The sequence below is a fragment of the Cobetia sp. D5 genome, assembly GCF_035666195.1.
Lineage (GTDB): Bacteria > Pseudomonadota > Gammaproteobacteria > Pseudomonadales > Halomonadaceae > Cobetia > Cobetia amphilecti.
Genome location: NZ_CP142020.1, coordinates 4186290 through 4208699, shown reverse-complemented (window position 1 = coordinate 4208699; position 22410 = coordinate 4186290). Strand labels below are relative to the sequence as shown.

At 61.8% G+C, this 22410-nt stretch carries 22 protein-coding genes; 21 read left to right on the top strand and 1 reads right to left on the bottom strand.

Translation table 11 applies throughout. The features are described from left to right. Positions 1–129: 129 nt before the first annotated feature. The gene (locus tag U0O11_RS17490; RefSeq protein WP_324692534.1) at positions 130–1881 is read right to left on the bottom strand and encodes a chloride channel protein; all 1752 of its coding nucleotides are present in this window, start codon (positions 1879–1881) and stop codon (positions 130–132) included. Positions 1882–2134: 253 nt separating this feature from the next. On the opposite strand from U0O11_RS17490, the gene argC reads away from it, so the two are divergent. The 21 genes from argC (at position 2135) to U0O11_RS17385 (ending at position 22399) form a co-directional block, all read left to right on the top strand. Next, the gene (gene argC, locus U0O11_RS17485) at positions 2135–3178 is read left to right on the top strand and encodes an N-acetyl-gamma-glutamyl-phosphate reductase (RefSeq protein ID WP_324690939.1); all 1044 of its coding nucleotides are present in this window, start codon (positions 2135–2137) and stop codon (positions 3176–3178) included. Positions 3179–3325: 147 nt separating this feature from the next. Continuing rightward, positions 3326–3679 carry an iron-sulfur cluster insertion protein ErpA gene (gene erpA, locus U0O11_RS17480; RefSeq protein ID WP_043331693.1) on the top strand — a complete coding sequence of 118 codons (354 nt, stop codon included), beginning with the start codon at positions 3326–3328 and terminating at the stop codon, positions 3677–3679. A gap of 251 nt (positions 3680–3930) precedes the next feature. Next, positions 3931–4692, top strand: a complete 762-nt coding sequence (locus U0O11_RS17475; RefSeq protein ID WP_442872635.1) for a transporter substrate-binding domain-containing protein — start codon at positions 3931–3933, stop codon at positions 4690–4692. 150 nt (positions 4693–4842) lie between these two features. Continuing rightward, positions 4843–5514, top strand: a complete 672-nt coding sequence (locus tag U0O11_RS17470; protein WP_324690937.1) for an amino acid ABC transporter permease — start codon at positions 4843–4845, stop codon at positions 5512–5514. Between the two features lie 109 nt (positions 5515–5623). Further along, complete coding sequence (locus tag U0O11_RS17465) at positions 5624–6370, top strand: amino acid ABC transporter ATP-binding protein (RefSeq protein WP_324690935.1); 747 nt, start codon at positions 5624–5626, stop codon at positions 6368–6370. Between the two features lie 1074 nt (positions 6371–7444). Then, positions 7445–7729, top strand: a complete 285-nt coding sequence (locus U0O11_RS17460; RefSeq protein ID WP_324690933.1) for a hypothetical protein — start codon at positions 7445–7447, stop codon at positions 7727–7729. A 17-nt stretch (positions 7730–7746) separates the two neighbouring features. Next, on the top strand, positions 7747–9669 hold the full coding sequence (mnmG, locus tag U0O11_RS17455) for a tRNA uridine-5-carboxymethylaminomethyl(34) synthesis enzyme MnmG (protein WP_324690931.1): 1923 nt from the start codon (positions 7747–7749) through the stop codon (positions 9667–9669). Beyond that, positions 9666–10316 (top strand): 16S rRNA (guanine(527)-N(7))-methyltransferase RsmG, encoded by a 651-nt coding sequence (gene rsmG / locus U0O11_RS17450; protein WP_324690929.1) that lies wholly within the window; start codon positions 9666–9668, stop codon positions 10314–10316. The genes mnmG and rsmG overlap by 4 nt, the downstream gene beginning before the upstream one ends. A gap of 149 nt (positions 10317–10465) precedes the next feature. Further along, positions 10466–11233 (top strand): ParA family protein, encoded by a 768-nt coding sequence (locus U0O11_RS17445; RefSeq protein ID WP_043331702.1) that lies wholly within the window; start codon positions 10466–10468, stop codon positions 11231–11233. Positions 11234–11251: 18 nt separating this feature from the next. Next, positions 11252–12199 carry a ParB/RepB/Spo0J family partition protein gene (locus tag U0O11_RS17440; RefSeq protein WP_043331703.1) on the top strand — a complete coding sequence of 316 codons (948 nt, stop codon included), beginning with the start codon at positions 11252–11254 and terminating at the stop codon, positions 12197–12199. 405 nt (positions 12200–12604) lie between these two features. After that, complete coding sequence (locus U0O11_RS17435; protein WP_043331819.1) at positions 12605–13009, top strand: ATP synthase subunit I; 405 nt, start codon at positions 12605–12607, stop codon at positions 13007–13009. A gap of 9 nt (positions 13010–13018) precedes the next feature. Continuing rightward, positions 13019–13882 (top strand): F0F1 ATP synthase subunit A, encoded by an 864-nt coding sequence (gene atpB / locus U0O11_RS17430; protein WP_043331706.1) that lies wholly within the window; start codon positions 13019–13021, stop codon positions 13880–13882. 101 nt (positions 13883–13983) lie between these two features. Next, the gene (atpE, locus tag U0O11_RS17425; RefSeq protein ID WP_011508579.1) at positions 13984–14232 is read left to right on the top strand and encodes a F0F1 ATP synthase subunit C; all 249 of its coding nucleotides are present in this window, start codon (positions 13984–13986) and stop codon (positions 14230–14232) included. 64 nt (positions 14233–14296) lie between these two features. Next, positions 14297–14767: a F0F1 ATP synthase subunit B gene (locus U0O11_RS17420; protein WP_043331708.1), complete on the top strand. Its 471-nt coding sequence runs from the start codon at positions 14297–14299 to the stop codon at positions 14765–14767. 13 nt (positions 14768–14780) lie between these two features. After that, entirely contained in the window at positions 14781–15323 is a 543-nt protein-coding gene (locus tag U0O11_RS17415; protein ID WP_043331710.1) for a F0F1 ATP synthase subunit delta, read from the top strand. A gap of 16 nt (positions 15324–15339) precedes the next feature. Next, a complete protein-coding gene (atpA, locus tag U0O11_RS17410) occupies positions 15340–16884 on the top strand; it encodes a F0F1 ATP synthase subunit alpha (RefSeq protein ID WP_043331712.1) in 1545 nt (514 codons plus the stop codon). Positions 16885–16951: 67 nt separating this feature from the next. Beyond that, the gene (gene atpG, locus U0O11_RS17405) at positions 16952–17818 is read left to right on the top strand and encodes a F0F1 ATP synthase subunit gamma (protein WP_043331714.1); all 867 of its coding nucleotides are present in this window, start codon (positions 16952–16954) and stop codon (positions 17816–17818) included. 56 nt (positions 17819–17874) lie between these two features. Continuing rightward, positions 17875–19248: a F0F1 ATP synthase subunit beta gene (gene atpD / locus U0O11_RS17400; protein WP_043331716.1), complete on the top strand. Its 1374-nt coding sequence runs from the start codon at positions 17875–17877 to the stop codon at positions 19246–19248. A gap of 29 nt (positions 19249–19277) precedes the next feature. After that, complete coding sequence (locus U0O11_RS17395) at positions 19278–19700, top strand: F0F1 ATP synthase subunit epsilon (RefSeq protein WP_054556360.1); 423 nt, start codon at positions 19278–19280, stop codon at positions 19698–19700. A 327-nt stretch (positions 19701–20027) separates the two neighbouring features. Further along, the gene (gene glmU, locus U0O11_RS17390) at positions 20028–21398 is read left to right on the top strand and encodes a bifunctional UDP-N-acetylglucosamine diphosphorylase/glucosamine-1-phosphate N-acetyltransferase GlmU (RefSeq protein WP_324690918.1); all 1371 of its coding nucleotides are present in this window, start codon (positions 20028–20030) and stop codon (positions 21396–21398) included. Between the two features lie 221 nt (positions 21399–21619). Next, the gene (locus U0O11_RS17385; RefSeq protein WP_253063544.1) at positions 21620–22399 is read left to right on the top strand and encodes a DeoR/GlpR family DNA-binding transcription regulator; all 780 of its coding nucleotides are present in this window, start codon (positions 21620–21622) and stop codon (positions 22397–22399) included. Positions 22400–22410: the final 11 nt, after the last annotated feature.

Below are 22410 nucleotides of genomic sequence, written 5' to 3'. Positions count from 1 at the left end.
TGGACGCGCGGATGAAGCAATCGGATCGCCACGATGGCATGTGGCACCGCCAAGGCCCATGCGGTATGCGGTCGCGGCCAGGTGCGCGCAGAGCGAATTGCGCCGAAGAGACAGCTGCCACGCCACGTTTCAGGGCGTATAGCGATAGTAGCTCTCTATTGCATCCCGCGTGATGATACCTGAAATCTTGCGAATCATCGGTGCCGTGGTGTGCTCGACATAGAGGGCATCGACATCGCTGGGCAGCAGCCGCTCATAGGCCTCGGACAAGGTAGCCTGCAGGTGAATGGGCGCGAGATCCAGGCGCTGAGCGGGGATCTCGAGCAGGTCGAGCTCTTCCTGCTCCCGCCAGTGCTCATCCATCAGCACACGCACCAGATCCGCCGCCGGCAGTGCGACCATCGGCTTTTCCGGCGTCGAGCGCGTGACCACCAGCCAGACCGGCTTGCTGTCGAGCAGGGCGCGAGCACGCTCACGCGTGATGCGGCGCGGCACGCTGACCAGCGAGCGTTCCATCACCGCCGGCACCGCCACCCGCGACAGCGCCTGCATCAATGGCTGCTGGAGCGGATGCAGGCCCTGCGCCGTCAGCGTCGAGATGAAGAAGCCCTGGCAGTGACACAGCTGGCGACAGGTCAGGCCTGCCACCACCACCGCCAGCATGCCAGGCAGGATGATATTCGGAGAATGCGTCAATTCGAGCAGTGCCATCAGGGCGGCCAGTGGCGCCTGAAGCACCGCGCCCATCATCGCCGCCATGCCGAGCAGGGCGTAAAGCGCGATGTCCGAGGCCTGGTCCGGCAACAGCCAGCCGCCCAGCATGCCCATCAAGGCCCCGGCAGCGGCGCCCGCCACCACCACCGGACCGATGATGCCGATCGGCACGCCACAGGCCACGCACAGTGCCGACAGCACCAGCTTGCCGATCACCAGCGCCAACAGGATATCCAGCGCCAGCTGGCCGTCGAGCAGCTGAGCCAGGCTGTCATAGCCGATGCCTTGCACCTGGGGATACCACCACGCCACGGCGGCCGTCGAGACCCCGACCAGCGCCATGCGCATCCCCCATGACAGGTGTGCCACGCGCGCCTGCTGACGTGCAAGATGCACGAAGCCCCCCGCCAGCAGGCCGATGACCAGTGCCGTGAAGATGACCCAGGGCAGATCGAGCAGGGAATGCAGTAGCAGGGAGGGCACCGCGAAGGCCGGCGCCGAGCCGTAGACCATCTGCGTGACCACCGCGCCGGTGGTCGAGGCCAGAATCACCGGCATGAAACCCATCAGGGTGTACTCCATCATCACCACTTCCATGGCGAAGATGACTCCCGCGATCGGCGTATTGAAGGAGGCGGAGATGCCCGCCGCCGTGCCGCAGGCGACCAGCACGCGCAGACTGTTGTTGGGCAGCTTGAGGCGCTCGCCGATCCAGCTCGAGGCGCCGGCGCCCAGGTGGATCGCCGGGCCTTCACGTCCTGCCGACAGGCCGCCGAGCACGCTCACGACCCCGACCACGACCTGATTGAGCCAGGCACGCAGCGGCATCTTGCCCTGATGGTAGGTCAGGCGCTCGATGACATGACCGATGCCCAGCTTGCGCTGCACCGGATGCTGTCGCCCCAGCACGATGCCGATCACCAGCACCGCCAGCAGCGGCAGCGAGGCGCGCACCCAGGGGGCAAGTCCCTCGAAGTTCTCCGGATTGTCATCGGGCATGAAGCCCAAGGCACCGGCGCTCAACAGCAGGCGGAAACCGACCATCAATGAGCCGGTCAGCAGCCCTGCCACCAGCCCCAGCAGACACAGTTGCGGGAGTGCATCGACCGCCGCCAGCTTGCGCCGAAAATTGTCGAGACTGGGACGAGGCAGATGCGGACGCGTCAGGCGTGACACTCACGACTCCTTGAAGGCACTGGCAATGACAGAGGACATCCATGTCGGCAGCGCATTACTGCCCGCCTGACACCTGTGTATCATATCGATTGCGAACCGTCGCGACCGTGCGCAATCCGACAACCTCGGCACAGCATGGCGCAACGCCTGTCTCGCGCACAGGCCACCAAAGGTCGCAGCAGCAGATCGGACACAAGATTACATCTCGCATCAACAGGACACCGCCCGAAGGCGGGGAGGCAGCATGATCAAGGTAGGTATCGTCGGCGGCACCGGTTACACCGGAGTGGAACTCCTCAGGCTCCTGGCCAGCCACCCGCAGGTGGAAGTGACCGTGATCACCTCGCGAAGCGAGAAGGGCGTGCGTGTCGACGAGATGTACCCCAATCTGCGCGGCCACTACGACACCCTCGCGTTCAGCGAGCCGGATGCCGACGTGCTGGCCGCCTGTGACGCCGTATTCTTCGCCACGCCTCACGGTGTCGCTCACGCCCTGGCCGGCGATCTGCTGGCACGCGGCACGCGTGTCATCGACCTGTCCGCGGACTTCCGCATCAAGGACGCCGACGTCTGGGCCGAGTGGTATGGCCAGCCGCATGGCGCGCCGGAGCTGCTCGGCGAGGCCGTCTACGGCCTGCCGGAAGTCAATCGCGATGCCATCCGCGAAGCGCGCCTGATCGCGGTGCCGGGCTGCTACCCGACCTCCGTGCAGCTGGGGCTGATTCCGCTGCTGGAAGCCGGCCTGATCGAGACCGACAACATCATCGCCGACTGCAAGTCCGCCGTCTCCGGCGCGGGTCGCGGTGCCAAGGTCGGCTCGCTGCTGTGTGAAGCCGGCGAGTCCATGAAGGCCTACGGCGCCTCCGGCCATCGTCATCTGCCGGAAATCACCCAGGGCCTGGACATGGCAGCCGGCAACGCGGTCGGTCTGACCTTCGTCCCGCACCTGACGCCGATGATCCGCGGCATCCACTCCACCCTCTATCCGCGTCTGAGCGGCTTCAGCGGCACGCTGGAGGATCTGCAGGCGCTGTTCGAGCAGCGCTACGCCGATCACCCCGCCGTCGATGTCATGCCGCTGGGCAGCCATCCAGAGACGCGCAGCGTGCGGGGCACCAACCTGTGTCGCATCGCCCTGCATCGTCCGGGCAACGGCGACACCCTGGTGGTGCTGTCGGTGATCGACAACCTGGTCAAGGGCGCATCAGGCCAGGCCATCCAAAACCTCAACCTGATGTTCGGTCTCGATGAGATGATGGGCATCGGCGCGCCGGCGATGATGCCCTGAACCGCCAGCGTCCGCCCGCAAGGCAGCACGTCAGACAAAGTTGACCCTTTTGCTCGGATATAGGGATAATAGGTGTCATTCCGTTCTCTATACCGTGCCGGGCGCTGTCTTCAGCGTCCGGCCTCCGACTCCTTCCAGGAGGCCCGCATGAGCGAAGCACAAAGCTTCATCCCCACGCCGTTGTACCTGTCCGAGCGCGCCAGTGCCCGGATTGCAGCGCTGCGCGCGGAAGAAGCCAACCCGGAGCTGCGTCTCAGGGTCTACGTCACTGGCGGCGGCTGTTCCGGCTTCCAGTACGGTTTCGATATCGCCACCGATCTGGCCGATGACGACACCGTGGTCGAGCTGGGCGAAGCCGCCATCGTGATCGACCCGCTGTCCTACCAGTATCTGGTCGGGTCGACGATCGACTATGAGGAAGGTCTGGCCGGCGCCCGCTTCATGATCCAGAACCCCAACGCCACCAGCACCTGTGGCTGCGGGTCTTCCTTCATGGTCTGATCAGGTGAGGGCCTGACTAGAGAGCGTATGACCGTCAGGGCTGACAGGCCCGCGCACGACATTGGCGTCTTGTTGACGCCTGGTCGCCCCCTACCGGTTCCCGGTAGGGGGCGATTTTTTTTCGTCATCTCAGTGTCTTGCAAGCTTCCCTTCGCCGCATGGCAGCGCCGGGAGACTTGACGGGGTCCGGTGTGCTCGTCAATCTAAAAACGCTATACATCCTAAAATCTAAATATAAAGAGGAATGTAAAATGCGCAGATCTCACCTGCTGGCCTCCCTCTCTGGCCTCGCGGCCGCCACCTTCATGGCCAGCGCTGCCCATGCCGTCACCCTCAAGGCGGCGACCGACCCGAGCTTCGTGCCCTTCGAGATGCTCGACCAGGAAAGCGGCGAGATGGTCGGCTTCGATATCGACATCCTCAATGCCATCGGCGAGCGCGCCGGCTTCGATATCGACCTCAAGACCATGGACTTCAATGGCATCATCCCGGCCGTGCAGACCGGTAGTGTCGATGTCGCCATCGCCGGCATCACCATCACCGAGGCGCGCGAGAAGATCGTCGACTTCACCGCCCCCTACTATGACTCCGGCCTGCAGATTCTGACCTCGGCCAACAACGGTGACATCGAGGATATCGAGGGCCTGGAAGGCAAGAAGATCGGCACCAAAATCGGCTCCACCAGTTACGACTACCTCACCGCCAACCTTGGTGACTCCACCATCACGCCTTATCCGGGCAGCGCCGACATGTACATGGCCCTGATGTCCGGCAGCGTCGATGCCGTCTTCTACGATGCCCCCAACGTCGGCTACTTCGCCAAGACCAAGGGCAATGGTCGCGTCAAGACGGTGGGGCCGCTCTATGAAGGCCAGCAATACGGCATCGCCTTCACCGAAGGCAGCGAGTGGACCGAGGCCGCCAACCAGGCGCTGGCCGAGATGAAGTCCGATGGCAGCTATGCCGAGATCTACCAGAAGTGGTTCGGCGCCATGCCCGGCGACAGCCAGTAAGCCACTTTCGACTCGCCTCAGACGCCCCACGTCGCGTAGTGCAGATCATCATCACGACATTTCGGCAGCGACAGCCTGCCGGAATGTCGGTCGTCTCGAACCTCCGGCGCGCCCAGCGGCGCATGAGAGGTTCGTGCCAAGGAGCCCCCCGTGGACGTTCAGTTCCAGTTTGATTGGCAGGCCGCACTCAATTCGGTGCCCTACCTGCTCGAGGGCATTCCCTGGACCCTCGCCATTTCCTTCGGTGGCCTCGCCATCGGCTTCGTGCTCGGCATCCTGTTCGGACTACTGAGCCTGTCTCCCAGTCGCATCCTGCGCTGGGTCGCCACCGCCTATATCGAGATCTTCCGTGGCACCCCGGTACTCGTCCAGGTGCTCTTCATCTTCTATGGCCTGCCACAGATCATCGGTGGCCCCATCGATGCCCTGACCGCCGGCATCGCCGCGATCGCCTTGAACTCGGCGGCCTATATTTCCGAAATCGTGCGCGGTGGCGTGCAGTCCATCGCGCGTGGCCAGCGGGAAGCCGGCCTGTCACTCGGCCTTTCCACCCCGCAGACCTTCCGCTATATCATCTGGCCCCAGGCGCTGCGCCGCATGATCCCTGCGCTGGGCAACCAGGGCATCGTCTCGATCAAGGACACCTCGCTGTTCTCGGTGATCGGCGTCGGTGAGCTGGTGCGTCAGGGGCAGATCTACATCGCCACGACCTTCAATGCGCTGGAAACCTACTTCATGGTCGCGCTGCTGTATCTGGTGATCACCCTCAGCCTGTCATTTGGCTTGCGGATGCTCGAGCGCCGCGGGTTGGTGGGCCAATGATGTCTCTCTGCCCCCCACACACGACGGATAAAGCCGCGCCATCTCTCCTTCTGCCTGATCTCATTTCTCTGACGACCTTCCGGCATGCAGCGCCGGTTCGGAGCGCCCCATGACTGCCATCGTGAAGATGCACAAGCTCAACAAGCATTTCGGCAGCCTGCATGTCCTCAAGGACATCGAGCTCGAGGTCGCCCAGGGAGAGGTGGTGGTGATCATCGGGGCCAGTGGCTCCGGCAAGTCGACACTGATTCGCTGCGTGAACGGCCTGGAGGAGTTTCAGGATGGCAACATCGAGGTGGATGGGCATTCGCTGATCCCCCACGGCAAGAGCCACCGGGCGCTCAAGGCGATACGCACCGAAGTCGGCATGGTCTTCCAGCAGTTCAACCTCTTCCCGCACATGAGGGTGCGTGACAACGTCAGCCTGGCCCCCATCAAGGTCCGCGGTACCTCGCGACCGGCGGCCGAGCAGCAAGCCGATACGCTGCTCGAGCGGGTCAATATCCTCGAGCAGGCCGACAAGTACCCGGGGCAACTCTCCGGTGGCCAGCAGCAACGCGTGGCCATTGCCCGCTCACTGGCGATGGAACCGCGCCTGATGCTGTTCGATGAGCCCACCTCGGCACTGGACCCGGAAATGATCGGCGAGGTGCTCGATGTCATGCGCAAGCTGGCCCGCGAAGGCATGACGATGATGATCGTCACCCATGAAATGAGTTTTGCCCGTGAAGTGGCAGACCGGGTGGTGTTCATCCATCAGGGCAGCATCGTCGAGGAAGGCACGCCAGAGCAGGTCTTCGATACGCCGCAACATCCACGTACCCAAAGCTTCCTGGCCCGCGTACTGTCCCACTGAGCGCCTTCCACAAGGCTCGCTGAGCCACTGGTCAGACAAGCGTTGAGCACGTGAAGACCCTACCCGCTGCCATGCGTACAGCGGGCATGCCCCGACCGTCAGGTCGGGGCATTTTTTTGTCCTCAGAGGCCCTCGCGAGCCCTGCGGATCGCCAAACGATGAAAAATCTTCTCCCTCCACGCCATCTGTCGGCATTTCGAGAAGAAAAAAACGAATTTTTTTGGCCCCGGCCACCCCCTTGCCAGGTCACGCAAACACGCCTTGGCGCTCGAAGGAATGACGCTTTCCCCGCCTGGCAGTCCTCGCTGAGGCGTCGCTTTAGCGTGTGAAAAACAGGGATAAATCAGGGGCCTAGCCGGAAAACCACACGAGGATAGCGCGCGCCGCCAGTCGCTGGAGCAGTGTTCAGGCAGTCTCAGCGGCCGACACGGGCAAAACAAGCGAAAAAGTATCCACAGGCTGGGTCGCGTCGCGTCATTGGCACCATTGGCGAGGGCTGTAGCCATTCACGCACCACTTATCCCATGACTGTCTACAGCCTTGGGCAGCGCAGGAAATCGACATTTGCCTCTGTGGACATTTTCCGGCATTATCCGCGGCCTTCTTGCCGTCAGGCCATGCAGCACTAGGGGTTGTGGGTAACAACGCCACTTGTGCACAGCAGGGCAGAAAAGTCGGGTACCAGCTCGGTATGAATCAGGGGATAATCGGTGCTGTGGACAAGGGCGCATTTCATCCACAGGAAGCGACCGGTGGCGTCCTCAGGTACTCCGCATTTTCTCCCCAACTATATCAACATCGTAAGCTTTTGATTTGTAACAGATAAAGTCGATTTCCCACTGATTTTGTCCACAACAGTAGTTACAACATCAACAGAACCCCTTTTTCTTTTCTTTATATAATCTTGTTATCCGGAAACCCGAAGGACGGACCGAGACCTCACGATCGACCTGACGTGAACTCGCCGAATCCGAAGTGTTCGGGATAACGAACGGCTGTCTGGGTAGCGCATCCCTCGCCGGAAAATCGACGCGTCGTCTCCGCAAGACTCGTGAATCGCCGCGGCGTGGATTGATGCCCCAGAAGAAACAACCCGGGCATTCGCTCATGGGCTGCCAGGGCAAGGCGCTGTGGAAAACTCCTGACGCTTACCCACAGGCGGTTTATACTGTGCGGCCCGGACGTCATCCTGCTGGCTTGCAAGCTCCCTCACCGGTCGAGCACATGCCTTCGGCGACGGACATCATTCGCCATACCGTCTGGCAGTTCTTGATTCATCCAGGCATCGATTCATCGCCCTGTCTGGCCGATTTGCCTGCTTCGCCAACCAGCGAACAGCGCTTCACCCAAGTTTCGTGATACCCCGAGGTGCCAACGTGGATTACCCGAACCGCTTTGACGTGATCGTCATCGGCGGCGGTCATGCCGGTACGGAAGCCGCACTGGCTGCTGCCCGCATGGGCCGTCAGACCCTGCTGCTGACCCATAACATCGAGACGCTGGGCCAGATGTCCTGCAATCCCGCCATCGGCGGGATCGGCAAGAGCCATCTGGTCAAGGAGATCGATGCGCTGGGCGGTGCCATGGGCCTGGCCACCGACATGGCGGGTATCCAGTTCCGCACCCTGAATGCCCGCAAGGGGCCGGCAGTGCGTGCCACTCGCGCACAGGCTGACCGGGCGCTGTACAAGGCCGCGATCCGCAACGTGCTGGAAAACCAGCCGAACCTGACGCTGTTCCAGCAGGGTGCGGAAGACCTGATCGTCGAAGGCGAGACCGTGCGGGGTGTCGTCACCCAGACCGGGATCCGCTTCCACGCCACCACGGTGGTGCTGGCGACCGGGACCTTCCTCGGCGGCGTGATCCACATCGGTCTGGACAACCATGCCGGTGGCCGTGCCGGTGATCCTCCCGCCAATGGCCTGGCATCGCGTCTGCGTGAACTGCCGTTCCGGGTCGATCGCCTCAAGACCGGCACCCCACCGCGCATCGATGCCAAGAGCGTCGACTTCAGCAAGATGGAAGCCCAGCCGGGTGACACGCCGCGTCCGGTGATGTCCTACATGGGCAGCCGTGAGATGCAGCCGGAGCAGGTCAACTGCTACATCACGCACACCAACGAGCGCACTCACGAGATCATCTTCGCCAATCTCGACCGCTCGCCGATGTACTCCGGCGTCATCGATGGCATCGGGCCGCGTTACTGCCCGTCCATCGAGGACAAGGTGCATCGCTTCGCCGACAAGAACAGCCACCAGGTCTTCATCGAGCCGGAAGGCCTGAATACCCATGAGCTGTATCCCAACGGCATCTCCACCTCGCTGCCCTTCGATACGCAGCTCGAGGTGGTGCGCTCGATCCGTGGCATGGAGAACGCGCATATCACGCGTCCCGGCTACGCCATCGAGTACGATTTCTTCAATCCCCAGGACCTGCATCACTCCCTGGAGACGCGTTTCATCAAGAACCTCTACTTCGCCGGTCAGATCAATGGCACCACCGGCTATGAAGAAGCCGGTGCCCAGGGGCTGCTGGCGGGCGTCAATGCCGCCTTGCGCGCCACTGACGACGAGTCCTGGCATCCGCTGCGTGACGAGGCCTACACCGGTGTGATGGTCGATGACCTGATCACCCTCGGCACGCGCGAGCCGTACCGCATGTTCACCTCGCGTGCCGAATATCGCCTGCTGCTGCGTGAGGACAATGCCGATCTGCGTCTGACCGCCAAGGGTCGCGAGCTGGGCCTGATCGATGACGCCCGCTGGGAAGCCTTCGATCGCAAGCGTGAAGCCATCGCCCGCGAGACCGCGCGTCTCGAGAGCACCTGGCTGACGCCGAAGAGCCCGGAGCTGGCCCCGTTGAGCGACAAGCTCAGCTCGCCGCTCAAGCGCGAAGCCAGCCTGATGGAGCTGCTCAAGCGCCCGGAGCTCGAGTATCCGGATGTGGCAGGCCTGAAAGGGGGAGGGGTCGACGACTGGCGCATCGCCGAACAGGTACAGATCACTGCCAAGTACGCAGGCTATATCCAGCGTCAGCAGGAAGAGATCGACCGCCTGCGTCGTCACGAGCACACCGAACTGCCGACCAGCCTCGACTATGATTCCGTCGATGGTCTCTCCAACGAGATCAAGCAGAAGCTCAACGAAGCGCGCCCGGCGACGCTGGCCCAGGCCGGTCGCATTTCCGGTGTCACGCCGGCAGCTGTCTCTATCCTGTTGATTCACTTGAAGAAGCGTCAGCTGATCAAGGCGGAGACACCCGCAGATGCCGCAACGGCTGACACGGGAGCCGCGCAATGAGCCAGACGCTCAACGAGACACAGAGTGAACGTTGCGCTCAGCTGCTCAGTCGTGGTGCCAGCGCCATGGGAGTGGCGCTGAGCGAGGAACAGCACGCCCAGCTGATGACGTTGCTGGTGCTGTTGCACAAGTGGAATCGCGCCTATAACCTCACCGCGGTACGTGAGCCGGAGGCGATGGTGACTCGTCATCTGCTCGACAGCCTCAGTGTGCTGCCTTATATCAGTGGGCCACGCCTTCTGGATGTCGGCGCCGGCCCGGGCCTGCCCAGCATCGTGATCGCGATCATGCGTCCCGACATCGCCGTCGTGCCGCTGGATTCGAATGGCAAGAAGGTGCGCTTCCAGATTCAGGCCGGCCATGAGCTGGGCCTCAAGAATCTGAGCCCGACCCAGGTCCGTATCGAAGCCTATGATGGCGCGCCGTTCGAACAGATCATCTCGCGTGCCTTCGCCGATACCGATGCCTTCGTCAATCTGTCGGCGGCCGTGCTCGCCGAGGGCGGCGAATGGCTGGCCATGAAAGGGCGCATCCCCAGTGATGAGATTGCCCGCCTGCCGATGGGTGTCTCGCTGGTCGAGACATTGGTGCTGGAAGTGCCGGGCGAGGAAGGGGAGCGTCACCTTCTGCGCCTCAAGCGCGACTGATAAAGCGCCTCAAGGCGTGCGCAGGGATTGTGCCGGGCGCAAAAGGCAGGCAGCCTGATGTTTTCACGAGGGCAGATCATTGATCTGTCCTCGTGAGCATGTGGCTGGTGCCAATGGCCCCGCTTCTCAAGGAACCAAGGAAGTCGCTCGTGACCAAGATCATCGCGCTGACCAACCAGAAGGGTGGCGTCGGCAAGACCACCACTGCCGTCAATCTGGCGGCGTCGCTGGCGGCACTCGATCGCCGCGTTCTGCTGATCGATCTCGACCCGCAGGGCCATGCCACCATGGGCAGCGGCATCGACAAGCACGACCTCGAAGGCAGCGTGCTGGATGTGCTGCTGGGTGAGCTGCGTGCCAGTGACGTGATTCTCGATTGTCCCGATGCCGGCTACGCCCTGTTGCCCGGCAATGGCGACCTTACCGCCGCCGAGGTCGATCTTCTCGGTGTCGAGGGGCGTGAGCGCCGCCTCACGGAAGCTCTGGCGCCGATCGCCGCGGAATATGACGTGGTACTGATCGACTGCCCGCCCTCGCTCAACATGTTGACCGTCAATGCCCTGACCGCCGCCCATGGCGTGCTGATCCCGCTGCAGTGCGAGTTCTACGCGCTGGAAGGTCTGTCAGCGCTGCTCGATACCGTCGAGCAGATTCAAGGCAACGTGAATCCGGCCCTCGACGTGTTCGGGATCGTGCGTACCATGTACGACGCTCGCAACAGTCTGACCCGCGATGTCAGCAAGCAACTTTCCGATTACTTTGGCGATACCCTGATCAAGGCGACCATTCCGCGCAACGTGCGTGTGGCGGAAGCGCCGAGCCACGGCCTGCCGGTGACCAAGTATGCGCGTCTGTCGCGTGGCAGCCAGGCCTATCGGGTGCTCGCCAAGGAATTGATTCGTCGTCTCTCGCTGTAACTTCACCGAGGAAGGTCCATGACGCGTAAGCGTGCCCTGGGAAGGGGCCTGGATGCCCTGATTGGCGCCGGAAACCGCCGCCGCCATGTCGAAGCCGATATAGAAGCTGTCGATGGCGACGCCATCGATGCGTCACCGGATGCCGCGCTGGCCGCGAATCCGGCCGCTGCCACGGCGGAATTGCCCAGCGAGCGCCTCGAGCGCCTGCCGCTCGGGCAGCTGCAGCGTGGCAAGTATCAGCCACGGCGTGACATTCAGCCGGAGGCGCTCGAGGAGCTGGCGGATTCCATCCGGGCTCAGGGCGTGATGCAGCCCATCGTGGTGCGGCCGGTGGGGGAGGGGCGCTACGAGATCATCGCCGGCGAGCGCCGCTGGCGTGCCTCGCAGCTGGCGGAGCTGGATACCATTCCTGCCGTCGTCCGCGAAGGCATCAGCGATGAGATCGCGCTCGCGCTGGCATTGATCGAGAATATCCAGCGCGAGAACCTCAATCCGGTCGAGGAAGCCCTGGCGCTCAAGCGCCTGCTCGAGGAATTCGAGCTGACCCAGCAGCAGGTGGGCGACGCCGTCGGGCGTTCACGCGCCCAGGTCACCAACCTGCTGCGACTGCTGACGCTGGAGCAGGAAGTGCAGACCCTGCTGGAGCGCGGTGAGCTCGATATGGGGCACGCCCGTGCCCTGATCGGCCTGACTCCGGCACGCCAGCGCAAGCTGGCCCATGAAGTGGTCGAGCGTGAGCTGACCGTGCGCCAGACCGAAGCGCTGGTGAAAAGCGTGCAGAAGGGTGAGCAGCCCAAGCCGGCACCGGCACGACCGGACGCCGACATCCAGCGTCTGGAAACGCGCCTCTCGGAGCAACTGGGCGCTGCCGTCAATATCCGTCACGGCAAGAGCGGCAAGGGCAAGGTCACCATCTCCTACACCAGTCTGGATGAGCTGGATGGCATTCTCGGCCATATCCACTAGTGGGTGAGCAGGGGAGGGCTGACCGTGCGTCACACCTTCCCTGACGGCAATTTTCCGCGTGACGGATCACGATCCTCTTTCGCGCCCCTGTGACTCATTGTCGCAGGGGCGCGAAATGCATCTGACATTCAAGATATTGAAGGATGTTGCTGACGTCAGGTTGTGATTCATGCAACCCTGTGTCGCTCGCACCGCAAGCGACTGTCAACGTAAGCAAACTGTCATCGGTTTCCCGCAAGATAGTGAGGCTTTGGTCGTAAGCTTGCGAAAGATCAAGGAATTTAGCTTGTCGTTTGGTTGATGGCGGTGAAGCGCTCCCCTATAATCCGGCGAGTTTGCTCCCGGGCTGTGTCCAGCGCAGCGCCAGAAATGGCGAAGGCCATCATTGCGAGACACAGGTCCAAGATGCACAAGACGACACCCGCTGCTCTACAACGCCCTCAGGTGGCTCGATTGCTCTGGGGCCAGGCGCTGGTCATCGTGATTGCCGTCTTGCTGGCGGGAGTGATGAAAGGCAGTGGTGCGGCGCTTTCCGCGCTGTGTGGTGGGCTGGTCTGCCTGCTGCCCAATCTGTTTTTCGCCTGGCGTTCACTGCGTGTGACCGGTGCACGCTACGCCCAGGCAATGGTCAAGGCCTTCTATCAGGCCGAGGCCGGTAAGTTCGGTTTGACGGCCGTATTGTTTGCGTTCTTCTTCATTGCAGTGCCGCCCTCAAACCCCGCTTTATTTTTTTGCGCTTACGTGGCGGCAATGGCGGTTCACTGGCTGGGCCCCTGGCTGGTGAAGCGAACACCGTACACACGAACCTGAGGCAGAGTCATGGCAGGCACCAACCCGAGTCCCTCCGAATATATTCAGCACCACCTGCAGAATCTGACGTACGGCAACCACCCGGAACACGGATGGTCACTGGCGCACAGCGCTCAGGAAGCGGCCGACATGGGATTCTGGGCCATCCACCTGGATACCATGGGCTGGTCGATCGGTCTGGGCCTGATCTTCCTGTGCCTGTTCCGCAAGGTCGCCAAGTCCGCCACCACTGGCGTTCCCAGCGGTCTGCAGAACTTCGTCGAATTGATGGTCGAGTTCGTCGATCAGTCCGTGCGTGAGACCTTCCACGGTCGTTCACGCCTGATCGCACCGCTGTCACTGACGATCTTCTGCTGGATCTTCCTGATGAACCTGATGGACTTGATCCCCGTCGACTGGCTGCCTGGCGTTGCTGCCAAGGTCGGTGAGATGTTCGGCGCCGATCCGGCTCACGTGTTCTTCAAGGTGGTGCCGTCCACTGACATCAATGCCACGCTGGGCATGTCACTGTCCGTGTTCGCGCTGATCATCTTCTATTCCATTCGCGTCAAGGGCCTCAAGGGCTTCCTGGCCGAACTGACGCTGCACCCGTTCAACACCCCGAACAAGCTGGCACAGATCGCGCTGATTCCGGTCAACTTCCTGCTTGAGTTCGTGACGCTGATCGCCAAGCCGATCTCTCTGGCGCTGCGTCTGTTCGGTAACATGTATGCAGGCGAGCTGATCTTCATCCTGATCTCGCTGGTCGGTATCTGGCAGCTGCCCCTGCACTTCCCGTGGGCGGTCTTCCATATCCTGGTCATCACCCTGCAGGCATTCATCTTCATGATGCTGACCATCGTCTACCTGAGCATGGCCAGCGAAGACCACTGATGTAATTCGCCCCACGCCATCCGTGGCGTGGGGCAAGATTTCCGAGCTCTGCTCACACCCTCAACCCTTGACTTAAACTTGACTAAAACTGGAGTTCCACAATGGAAGCACAAGTTCTTGGCATGACCGCTATCGCCGTCTCCCTGCTGATCGGCCTGGGCGCCCTGGGCACCGCCATCGGTTTCGGTATCCTCGGTGGCAAGTTCCTGGAAGGCGCAGCGCGTCAGCCGGAAATGATCCCGCAGCTGCAGGTCAAGATGTTCATCGTCGCTGGTCTGCTGGATGCCGTGACCATGATCGGTGTTGGTATCGCGCTGTTCTTCACCTTCGCCAACCCGTTTGTCGGTTAAACATCGGCTGGCCTCCGGCCTACCGTGTTTTTGACCCAACAATCGTGAAGCGAGAGGTGCTGGCGTGAATCTGAACTTAACCCTGATTGGTCAGGCCATCGCCTTTGCGGTCTTCGTTTATTTCTGCATGAAGTATGTCTGGCCGCCGGTCACACAGGCTCTGGCAGAACGTCAGAAGAAGATTGCAGATGGTCTGGATGCTGCCAGCCGTGCTACCCGTGACCTCGAACTGGCGCAGGAAAAAGCCACCGAGACTCTGCGGGAAAGCAAGGATGAAGCAGCACGCATCATTGAGCAGACCCATAAGCGCTCCAACCAGATGATCGAGGAAGCACGTGAAACTGCACGTGCGGAAGGCGAGCGTCTCGTTGCGCAGGCCCGTGCCGAAATCTCCCAGGAGATCAACCAGGCCAAGGACGAGCTCCGTGGTCAGGTCGCTGCTCTTGCAGTGGTCGGCGCCGAGCGCATCCTGGAATCCTCCATCGACGAAGCCAAGCACCGCGAGCTGATTGACAAGCTCGCTGCCGAGCTCTGAGGAGACTGATTCCATGGCTGAAACGTCTACCTCCACCGCGGCTCGCCCGTACGCCAAGGCGGCGTTCGAGTTTGCACGCGGCCAGCAGGCGCTAGAGGCCTGGTCCGGCATGTTGTCGACAGCGGCGCTCGTCGCTGTCGACGCAAACGTCAAGGCGGTGCTCGACAACCCCAAGCTCTCCACCGAGCACAAGGTTGGCACCTTCCTGGACGTGTGCGGTGAGGCGCTGGATGACAGCGCCCGCAACTTCATCCGGACTCTCGGTGAGCAGGACCGCCTTGCGGCCCTGCCCTCCGTGGCCGAATTGTTCGAGGCCCAGAAGGCCGAGCAGGAACAGCGTGTCGAGGTGACCCTGGTGTCTGCCTTTGCACTGGAGAGTGAGCAGGAAGAAAAGCTCGCCACTGCCCTGCGCAAGCGTCTGAACCGCGACATCTCCATTACCACTCAGGTGGATAGTACGCTGCTCGGCGGCGTCATCATCCGTGCCGGAGATACCGTCATTGACGGCTCCGTGCGCGGCAAGCTGGCCCGGCTTTCCGAAGCACTGAACTCCTGAGTCCGAGGGACATGGCATGCAGCAACTGAATCCTTCCGAGATCAGCGACATCATCAAGCAGCGTATCGAAAAGCTTGACGTCGCATCCGAAGCCCGTAATCAGGGCACCATCGTCAGCGTCTCCGACGGCATCGTGCAGATCCACGGCCTCGCAGACGTCATGTTCGGTGAGATGATTGAATTCCCGGGTGGCGTCTTTGGTATGGCGCTTAACCTTGAGCGCGACAGCGTCGGTGCTGTCGTTCTGGGTGACTACCTCCAGCTCGAAGAGGGCATGACCGCGCAGTGCACCGGTCGTATCCTCGAAGTGCCGGTAGGCCCGGAAATGGTCGGCCGTGTGGTCGACGCGCTGGGTAACCCGATTGACGGCAAAGGCCCGATCGACGCCAAGCTGACTGACGCGGTTGAGAAGGTCGCTCCGGGCGTCATCGCCCGTGAGCCGGTCGACCAGCCGGTGCAGACAGGTCTGAAGTCCATCGATGCCATGGTGCCGATCGGCCGTGGTCAGCGCGAGCTGATCATCGGTGACCGTCAGATTGGTAAGTCCGCCATCGCGATTGATGCCATCATCAATCAGAAGGGCAAGGGCATTACCTGCGTCTACGTCGCCGTCGGCCAGAAGCAGTCCACCATTGCCAACGTCGTGCGCAAGCTCGAAGAGCACGGCGCGATGGAACACACCATCATCGTCGCTGCTGGCGCTTCCGATCCGGCTGCCATGCTGTTCCTGGCACCGTACGCCGGTTGCACCATGGGTGAGTACTTCCGCGACCGCGGTGAAGACGCGATGATCGTCTATGACGATCTGACTAAGCAGGCATGGGCGTATCGTCAGATCTCCCTGCTGCTCAAGCGTCCGCCGGGCCGTGAAGCCTACCCGGGTGACGTCTTCTATCTCCACTCCCGTCTGCTTGAGCGTTCCGCACGCGTCAACGCCGATTATGTCGAGCAGTTCACCAAGGGTGAAGTGAAAGGCAAGACCGGCTCCCTGACTGCGCTGCCGATCATCGAGACCCAGGGTGGCGACGTGTCTGCGTTCGTTCCGACCAACGTGATCTCCATCACCGACGGTCAGATCTTCCTCGAGACCAGCCTGTTCAACTCCGGCATCCGTCCGTCCATCAACGCGGGTCTGTCTGTTTCCCGTGTCGGTGGTGCTGCTCAGACCAAGATCATCAAGAAGTTGGGTGGTGGTGTGCGTCTGGCACTGGCTCAGTACCGTGAGCTGGCAGCTTTCTCCCAGTTCGCCTCTGATCTGGACGAAGCGACCCGCAAGCAGCTCGAGCATGGTCAGCGTGTCACCGAGCTGATGAAGCAGAAGCAGTACTCTCCGATGTCCGTGGCCGACATGGCGATCTCGCTGTTCGCGGCCAACGAAGGCTACCTGGACGACGTCGACGTCGCCAAGGTGCTGGGCTTCGAGAAGGCGCTGCTGGACTTCATGCGCTCCGAGCACGCGGATCTTCTGGACAAGATCAATCAGTCCGGCGGCTACGATGACGAGATCAAGAATGGTCTCAAGGCTGGCGTCGAGAAGTTCAAGGCGACTCAAAGCTGGTAAGTGGCATGGCCCGGCCAGTCCGGGCCCTGTCGTTTCCCTTCGGGTGGCATGAATAAGGCAGATCGCTATGGCAGCTGCAAAAGAGATTCGCTCCCAGATCGGGAGCATCAAAAATACGCAAAAGATCACCAGCGCCATGGAAATGGTGGCTGCGTCCAAGATGCGTAAAGCGCAGGATCGCATGGCGGCCAGCCAGCCTTATGCTCATCAGATCCGCAAGGTTGTAGGACACATCGCCCGGGCCAACCCGGAATATCGCCATCCGTATCTGATGGAACGCGATGTGAAGCGTGTCGGTTATATCGTGGTCTCCAGTGATCGCGGCCTGTGTGGTGGCCTGAACGCCAATCTGTTCAAGGCTGTCACCAAGCATGCGAAGAGCTGGCGCGACCAGGGTGTCGAGGTGGACTTCTGTGCCCTCGGCTCCAAGGCCGGTACCTTCTTCCGCAACTACGGTGGCAACCTGCTTGCCGCCAAGTCCGGTCTCGGGGATTCCCCGGGTACCCAGGATCTGATCGGTAGCGTCAAGGCCATGCTGGACGCATTCGACGAGGGCAGCCTCGACCGTCTGTACGTGGTGTTCAACGAGTTCGTCAACACCATGACGCAGAAGCCGGTCGTGCGTCAGCTGCTTCCTCTCGAAGCTGATCTGAATGACGAAGAAACCGGTCCCACTACATGGGACTACCTGTATGAGCCGGATGCCGTCTCGTTGCTCGACAAGCTGCTCAAGCGCTATGTCGAGGCCCAGGTCTACCAGGCCGTGGTCGAGAACATCGCCTGCGAACAGGCAGCGCGAATGATCGCAATGAAGAGTGCGACCGATAACGCCGGCGACCTGATCGACGACCTTCAGCTGGTCTACAACAAGGCCCGCCAGGCAGCGATCACTCAGGAAATCTCCGAGATCGTATCCGGTGCCGCCGCCGTCTGATGACAGCGTGGCAACAGGCAAGCAGGTTTCAATCGCAGGTTTAAGAGGAACCAGGAATGAGCGGACGTATCGTACAAATCATCGGCGCGGTGATTGACGTCGAGTTTCCGCGGGACGCAGTGCCCAAGGTCTACGACGCCCTGAACGTCGCCGATAGCGAGACCGTACTCGAAGTCCAGCAGCAGCTGGGCGACGGCGTGGTCCGTACTATCGCAATGGGTTCGACCGAAGGCCTCAAGCGCAGTCTCGCAGTTGAGAGCACCGGTGCTCCGATCTCCGTGCCGGTCGGCACGGCGACTCTGGGTCGCATCATGAACGTGCTGGGTCAGCCGATCGACGAAGCTGGCGACGTGGGTGCTGAAGAGCACATGCCGATTCACCGTGCAGCCCCGAGCTTCGCGGAACAGGCAGCGTCCAACGAGCTTCTGGAAACCGGCATCAAGGTCATCGACCTGGTCTGCCCGTTCGCCAAGGGCGGCAAGGTCGGTCTGTTCGGCGGCGCCGGTGTCGGCAAGACCGTCAACATGATGGAGCTGATCCGCAACATCGCCACCGAGCACAGCGGTTATTCCGTGTTCGCGGGCGTGGGTGAGCGTACTCGTGAAGGTAACGATTTCTTCCACGAAATGAAGGAATCCAACGTTCTCGACAAGGTTGCCCTGGTCTATGGCCAGATGAACGAGCCGCCGGGTAACCGTCTGCGCGTGGCGCTGACCGGTCTGACCATCGCCGAGAAGTTCCGTGACGAAGGTCGTGACGTTCTGCTGTTCGTCGACAACATCTATCGTTACACCCTGGCGGGGACCGAAGTGTCCGCACTGCTGGGTCGTATGCCGTCCGCGGTAGGTTATCAGCCGACTCTGGCGGAAGAGATGGGCGTCCTGCAGGAACGCATCACTTCTACCAAGACTGGCTCGATCACTTCCGTGCAGGCCGTCTACGTCCCCGCGGATGACTTGACCGATCCGTCTCCGGCGACCACCTTCTCGCACCTTGACGCGACTGTCGTACTGTCCCGTCAGATTGCCGAGCTGGGTATCTATCCGGCCGTTGACCCGCTCGACTCCACCTCTCGTCAGCTCGACCCGCTGGTCGTTGGCGAAGAGCACTACAACACTGCCCGTAACGTTCAGGGTGTGTTGCAGCGCTACAAGGAGCTGAAAGACATCATCGCCATCCTCGGGATGGACGAGCTGTCTGACGAAGACAAGCAGACCGTGGCACGTGCGCGCAAGATCCAGCGCTTCCTGTCACAGCCGTTCTTCGTTGCGGAAATCTTCACCGGCGCGCCGGGCAAGTACGTGTCCCTCAAGGACACCATCCGCGGCTTCCAGGGTATCCTGGACGGCGAATATGACGCACTGCCGGAGCAGGCGTTCTACATGGTCGGCACCATCGACGAAGCTGTCGAGAAAGCCAAGGGCATGTAATTTCCCTGTTCAGGCATGAGGAAACAGGTATGGCTATGAGCGTCCATTGCGACATCGTCAGCGCTGAGAAAGGCATCTTTTCCGGCCTGGTCGAACGTCTCGTGGCTGCCGGCAGCGAAGGTGACCTCGGCATCATGCCGGGTCACGCTCCGCTGCTGACCGAGCTGCAACCCGGCCCGATTCGCGTTCAGCGTCAGGGTGGGGCCGAGGAAATCTACTACGTCAGTGGCGGATTCCTCGAAGTGCAGCCGAACCTCGTTTCAGTCCTCGCCGACACCGCAGTACGTGCCGACGATCTGGATGAGGCGGCAGCCCAGGAAGCCAAGGAAGTGGCCTTGAAGGCCATGAACGACCAGGCTTCCGAACTGGAATACTCACGCGCCACGGCCGAACTGGCCGAGGCGATGGCCAAGCTGCGCACCGTGCAGCAGATGCGTCGTCACACGCGCTGAGATGCACTGGGCCATGACGGCCAGTGACAGGAAAGAGGCGACCTTCGGGTCGCCTTTTTTTGTGCTCGTCACCAGAGGATTACCCGTCTTGCCGCTGGGGTAGCCTGGCGCGATTCAAGGTTGAGCGAGCTCATCCGTCAGCACCTTGAGCGCTGAGCCGGTTGGCTGAGAGCCCTTGCGGGAGCACTGCTACTTTATCGGGTCTGTTCTCGGCGACAGTCCCGTGGGTAAACCTCGTCACTGGCAGGTCACGGATCAGCTGCTATCATGGCGCCACTATTTTCAGGGCTTCAGGTATGAAGACCCGCTTTCTACAGGAGTTCACCGATGAGCAGCGCAGAGCGTACCGACGTCGTCATTCTTGCCGCAGGCCAGGGCACCCGCATGCGTTCCAAATTGCCGAAGGTGCTGCACCCGTTGGCAGGCAAGGCGATGGTGCGTCATGTGGCTGACACCGCTGCAGGCCTGGACGGTGCGCATCTGAATGTCGTCATCGGTCATGGTGGTGAGCGCGTCCAGCAGCAGCTGGCCGATACCGGCGCCAGCTTCGCGGTGCAGGCAGAGCAGAAGGGCACCGGCCACGCCGTGGCCCAGTCACTGGACGCCATCGGTGATGGCAAGGTGCTGATCCTGTATGGCGATGTGCCGCTGATTCGTCGCGAGACCCTCGAGGCGCTGCTGGCCGAAGTCAGTGAGCAGACTCTGGGCCTGCTGACGGTGATTCTGGAAGACCCGACAGGCTATGGCCGTATCGTGCGTGACGCCGAAGGTCGCGTCAGCGCCATCGTAGAGCACAAGGATGCCACGCCGGAGCAGCTGGCCATCCAGGAAGGCAACACCGGTATCCTCGCCACCACTGGTGCCCAGCTCAAGCGCTGGCTGCCGGCGCTGTCCGCCGACAATGCCCAGGGCGAGTACTACCTGACCGACATCATCGCCATGGCAGCCAGCGAAGGCGTCAACATTGCCACCGCCCAGCCGGCGGCGGTCGAGGAAGTGCAGGGCGTCAACAACCGCCTGCAGCTGGCCGATCTCGAGCGTGCCTTCCAGCGTCGTGAGGCCAACCGCCTGATGACCGAAGGCGCCAGCCTGGCCGATCCGGCACGCATCGACGTGCGCGGCAAGCTGATCATCGGCACTGACATCAGCATCGATGTCGGCTGCATCTTCGAAGGCGACGTCACCCTGGCGGATGATGTGGTCATCGGTGCCCACTGCGTGATCCGCAATGCCACCATCGGTGCCGGCGCCAACATCGCGCCGCACAGCGTCATCGACGGCGCCGTGCTGGAAGGCGACAACAACGTCGGTCCGTTCGCGCGTCTGCGCCCGGGCACCGAGCTTGCGCGTGGCGCACGCATCGGCAACTTCGTCGAGACCAAGAATGCCCAAGTCGGTGTCGATGCCAAGATCAATCACCTGAGCTATGTCGGCGATGCCACCCTCGGTGAGGCCGTCAATGTCGGCGCCGGCACCATCACCTGCAACTACGATGGTGCCAACAAGTTCCGCACCGAAATCGGCGCCAATGCCTTCATCGGCTCCAACTCGGCGCTGGTGGCACCGCTCAAGATCGGTGCCGGTGCCACCGTGGGTGCCGGCTCTACCCTGAGCCGCGATGTCGCCGAGGGCGCGCTGAGCGTGGCGCGTGGCAAGCGTATCGACAAGCCTGAATGGCCGCGTCCGACCAAGAAGTGATCGGCAGTTGTGATCGGCAGTTGTGGTAGCGATGCTTGCCCCTGAGGGGAGATGAGCATCACCGGCGGGGAGGCACCGACAGGTGTCTCCCCGTTTTTCGTCACGGCTGATTGTGCTGGACGACCTGCCGGGAGTGAATCGTCTCATCCTCTAGCGTCTTTCACTTGATGTTTCGATTCATCTCTCTTATCTTTCGGTTCGAAACTTTATGGGAGTCCCCGATGTCAAAGCGACTGACACCACAACGGCGTCACCAGATCCTTGATCAGCTGGCGCGTGACGGTGAGGTCAGTGTCGAGGCACTGGCGCGGGAGCTTGCCACCTCGGAGGTCACCATCCGCAAGGACCTGGCCTTCCTCGAGAAGAGTGGCCTGCTGCTCAGACGCTATGGCGGCGCCGTGGCCATGCCGCGTGAGCTGCTGGTGCATGACGAGCCGGTCAGCGCCGCCAAGCAGGCCATCGCCCGCCTCGCCGCGAGCCGTATCCGTGCGCATCAGCGCATCATCATCGACAGTGGCACCACCACGGTGGTGTTGATTCCCGAGCTCAAGGGCCGGGATGACCTGATCGTGATGACCAACTCGCTGAGCGTGGCCAATGCCATCCGCGAGCTGGAAAACGAGCCGGTGCTGCTGATGACCGGTGGCACCTGGGACCCGCACTCCGATTCCTTCCAGGGGCAGGTGGCGGAGCAGGTGCTGCGCAGCTATGACTTTGATCAGGTGTTTCTCGGCGCGGATGGTCTCGATCTCGAGCGTGGCACCACCACCTTCAACGAGCTGATCGGCCTGTCGCGCGTGATGGCCGAGGTGTCGCGTGAAGTGGTGGTGATGGCGGAATCCCACAAGCTGGGCCGCCGCATTCCCAACCTGGAGCTGGCCTGGTCCAGCGTCAGTACCCTGATAACCGATGACGCGTTGCCTGATGCTGCGCGTGACCAGATTTGTGCTCATGGCGTCGAGGTGTTGATCGCCCCGCTCATCGAGCCAGCAACTGCATAAGGAGATCGCTC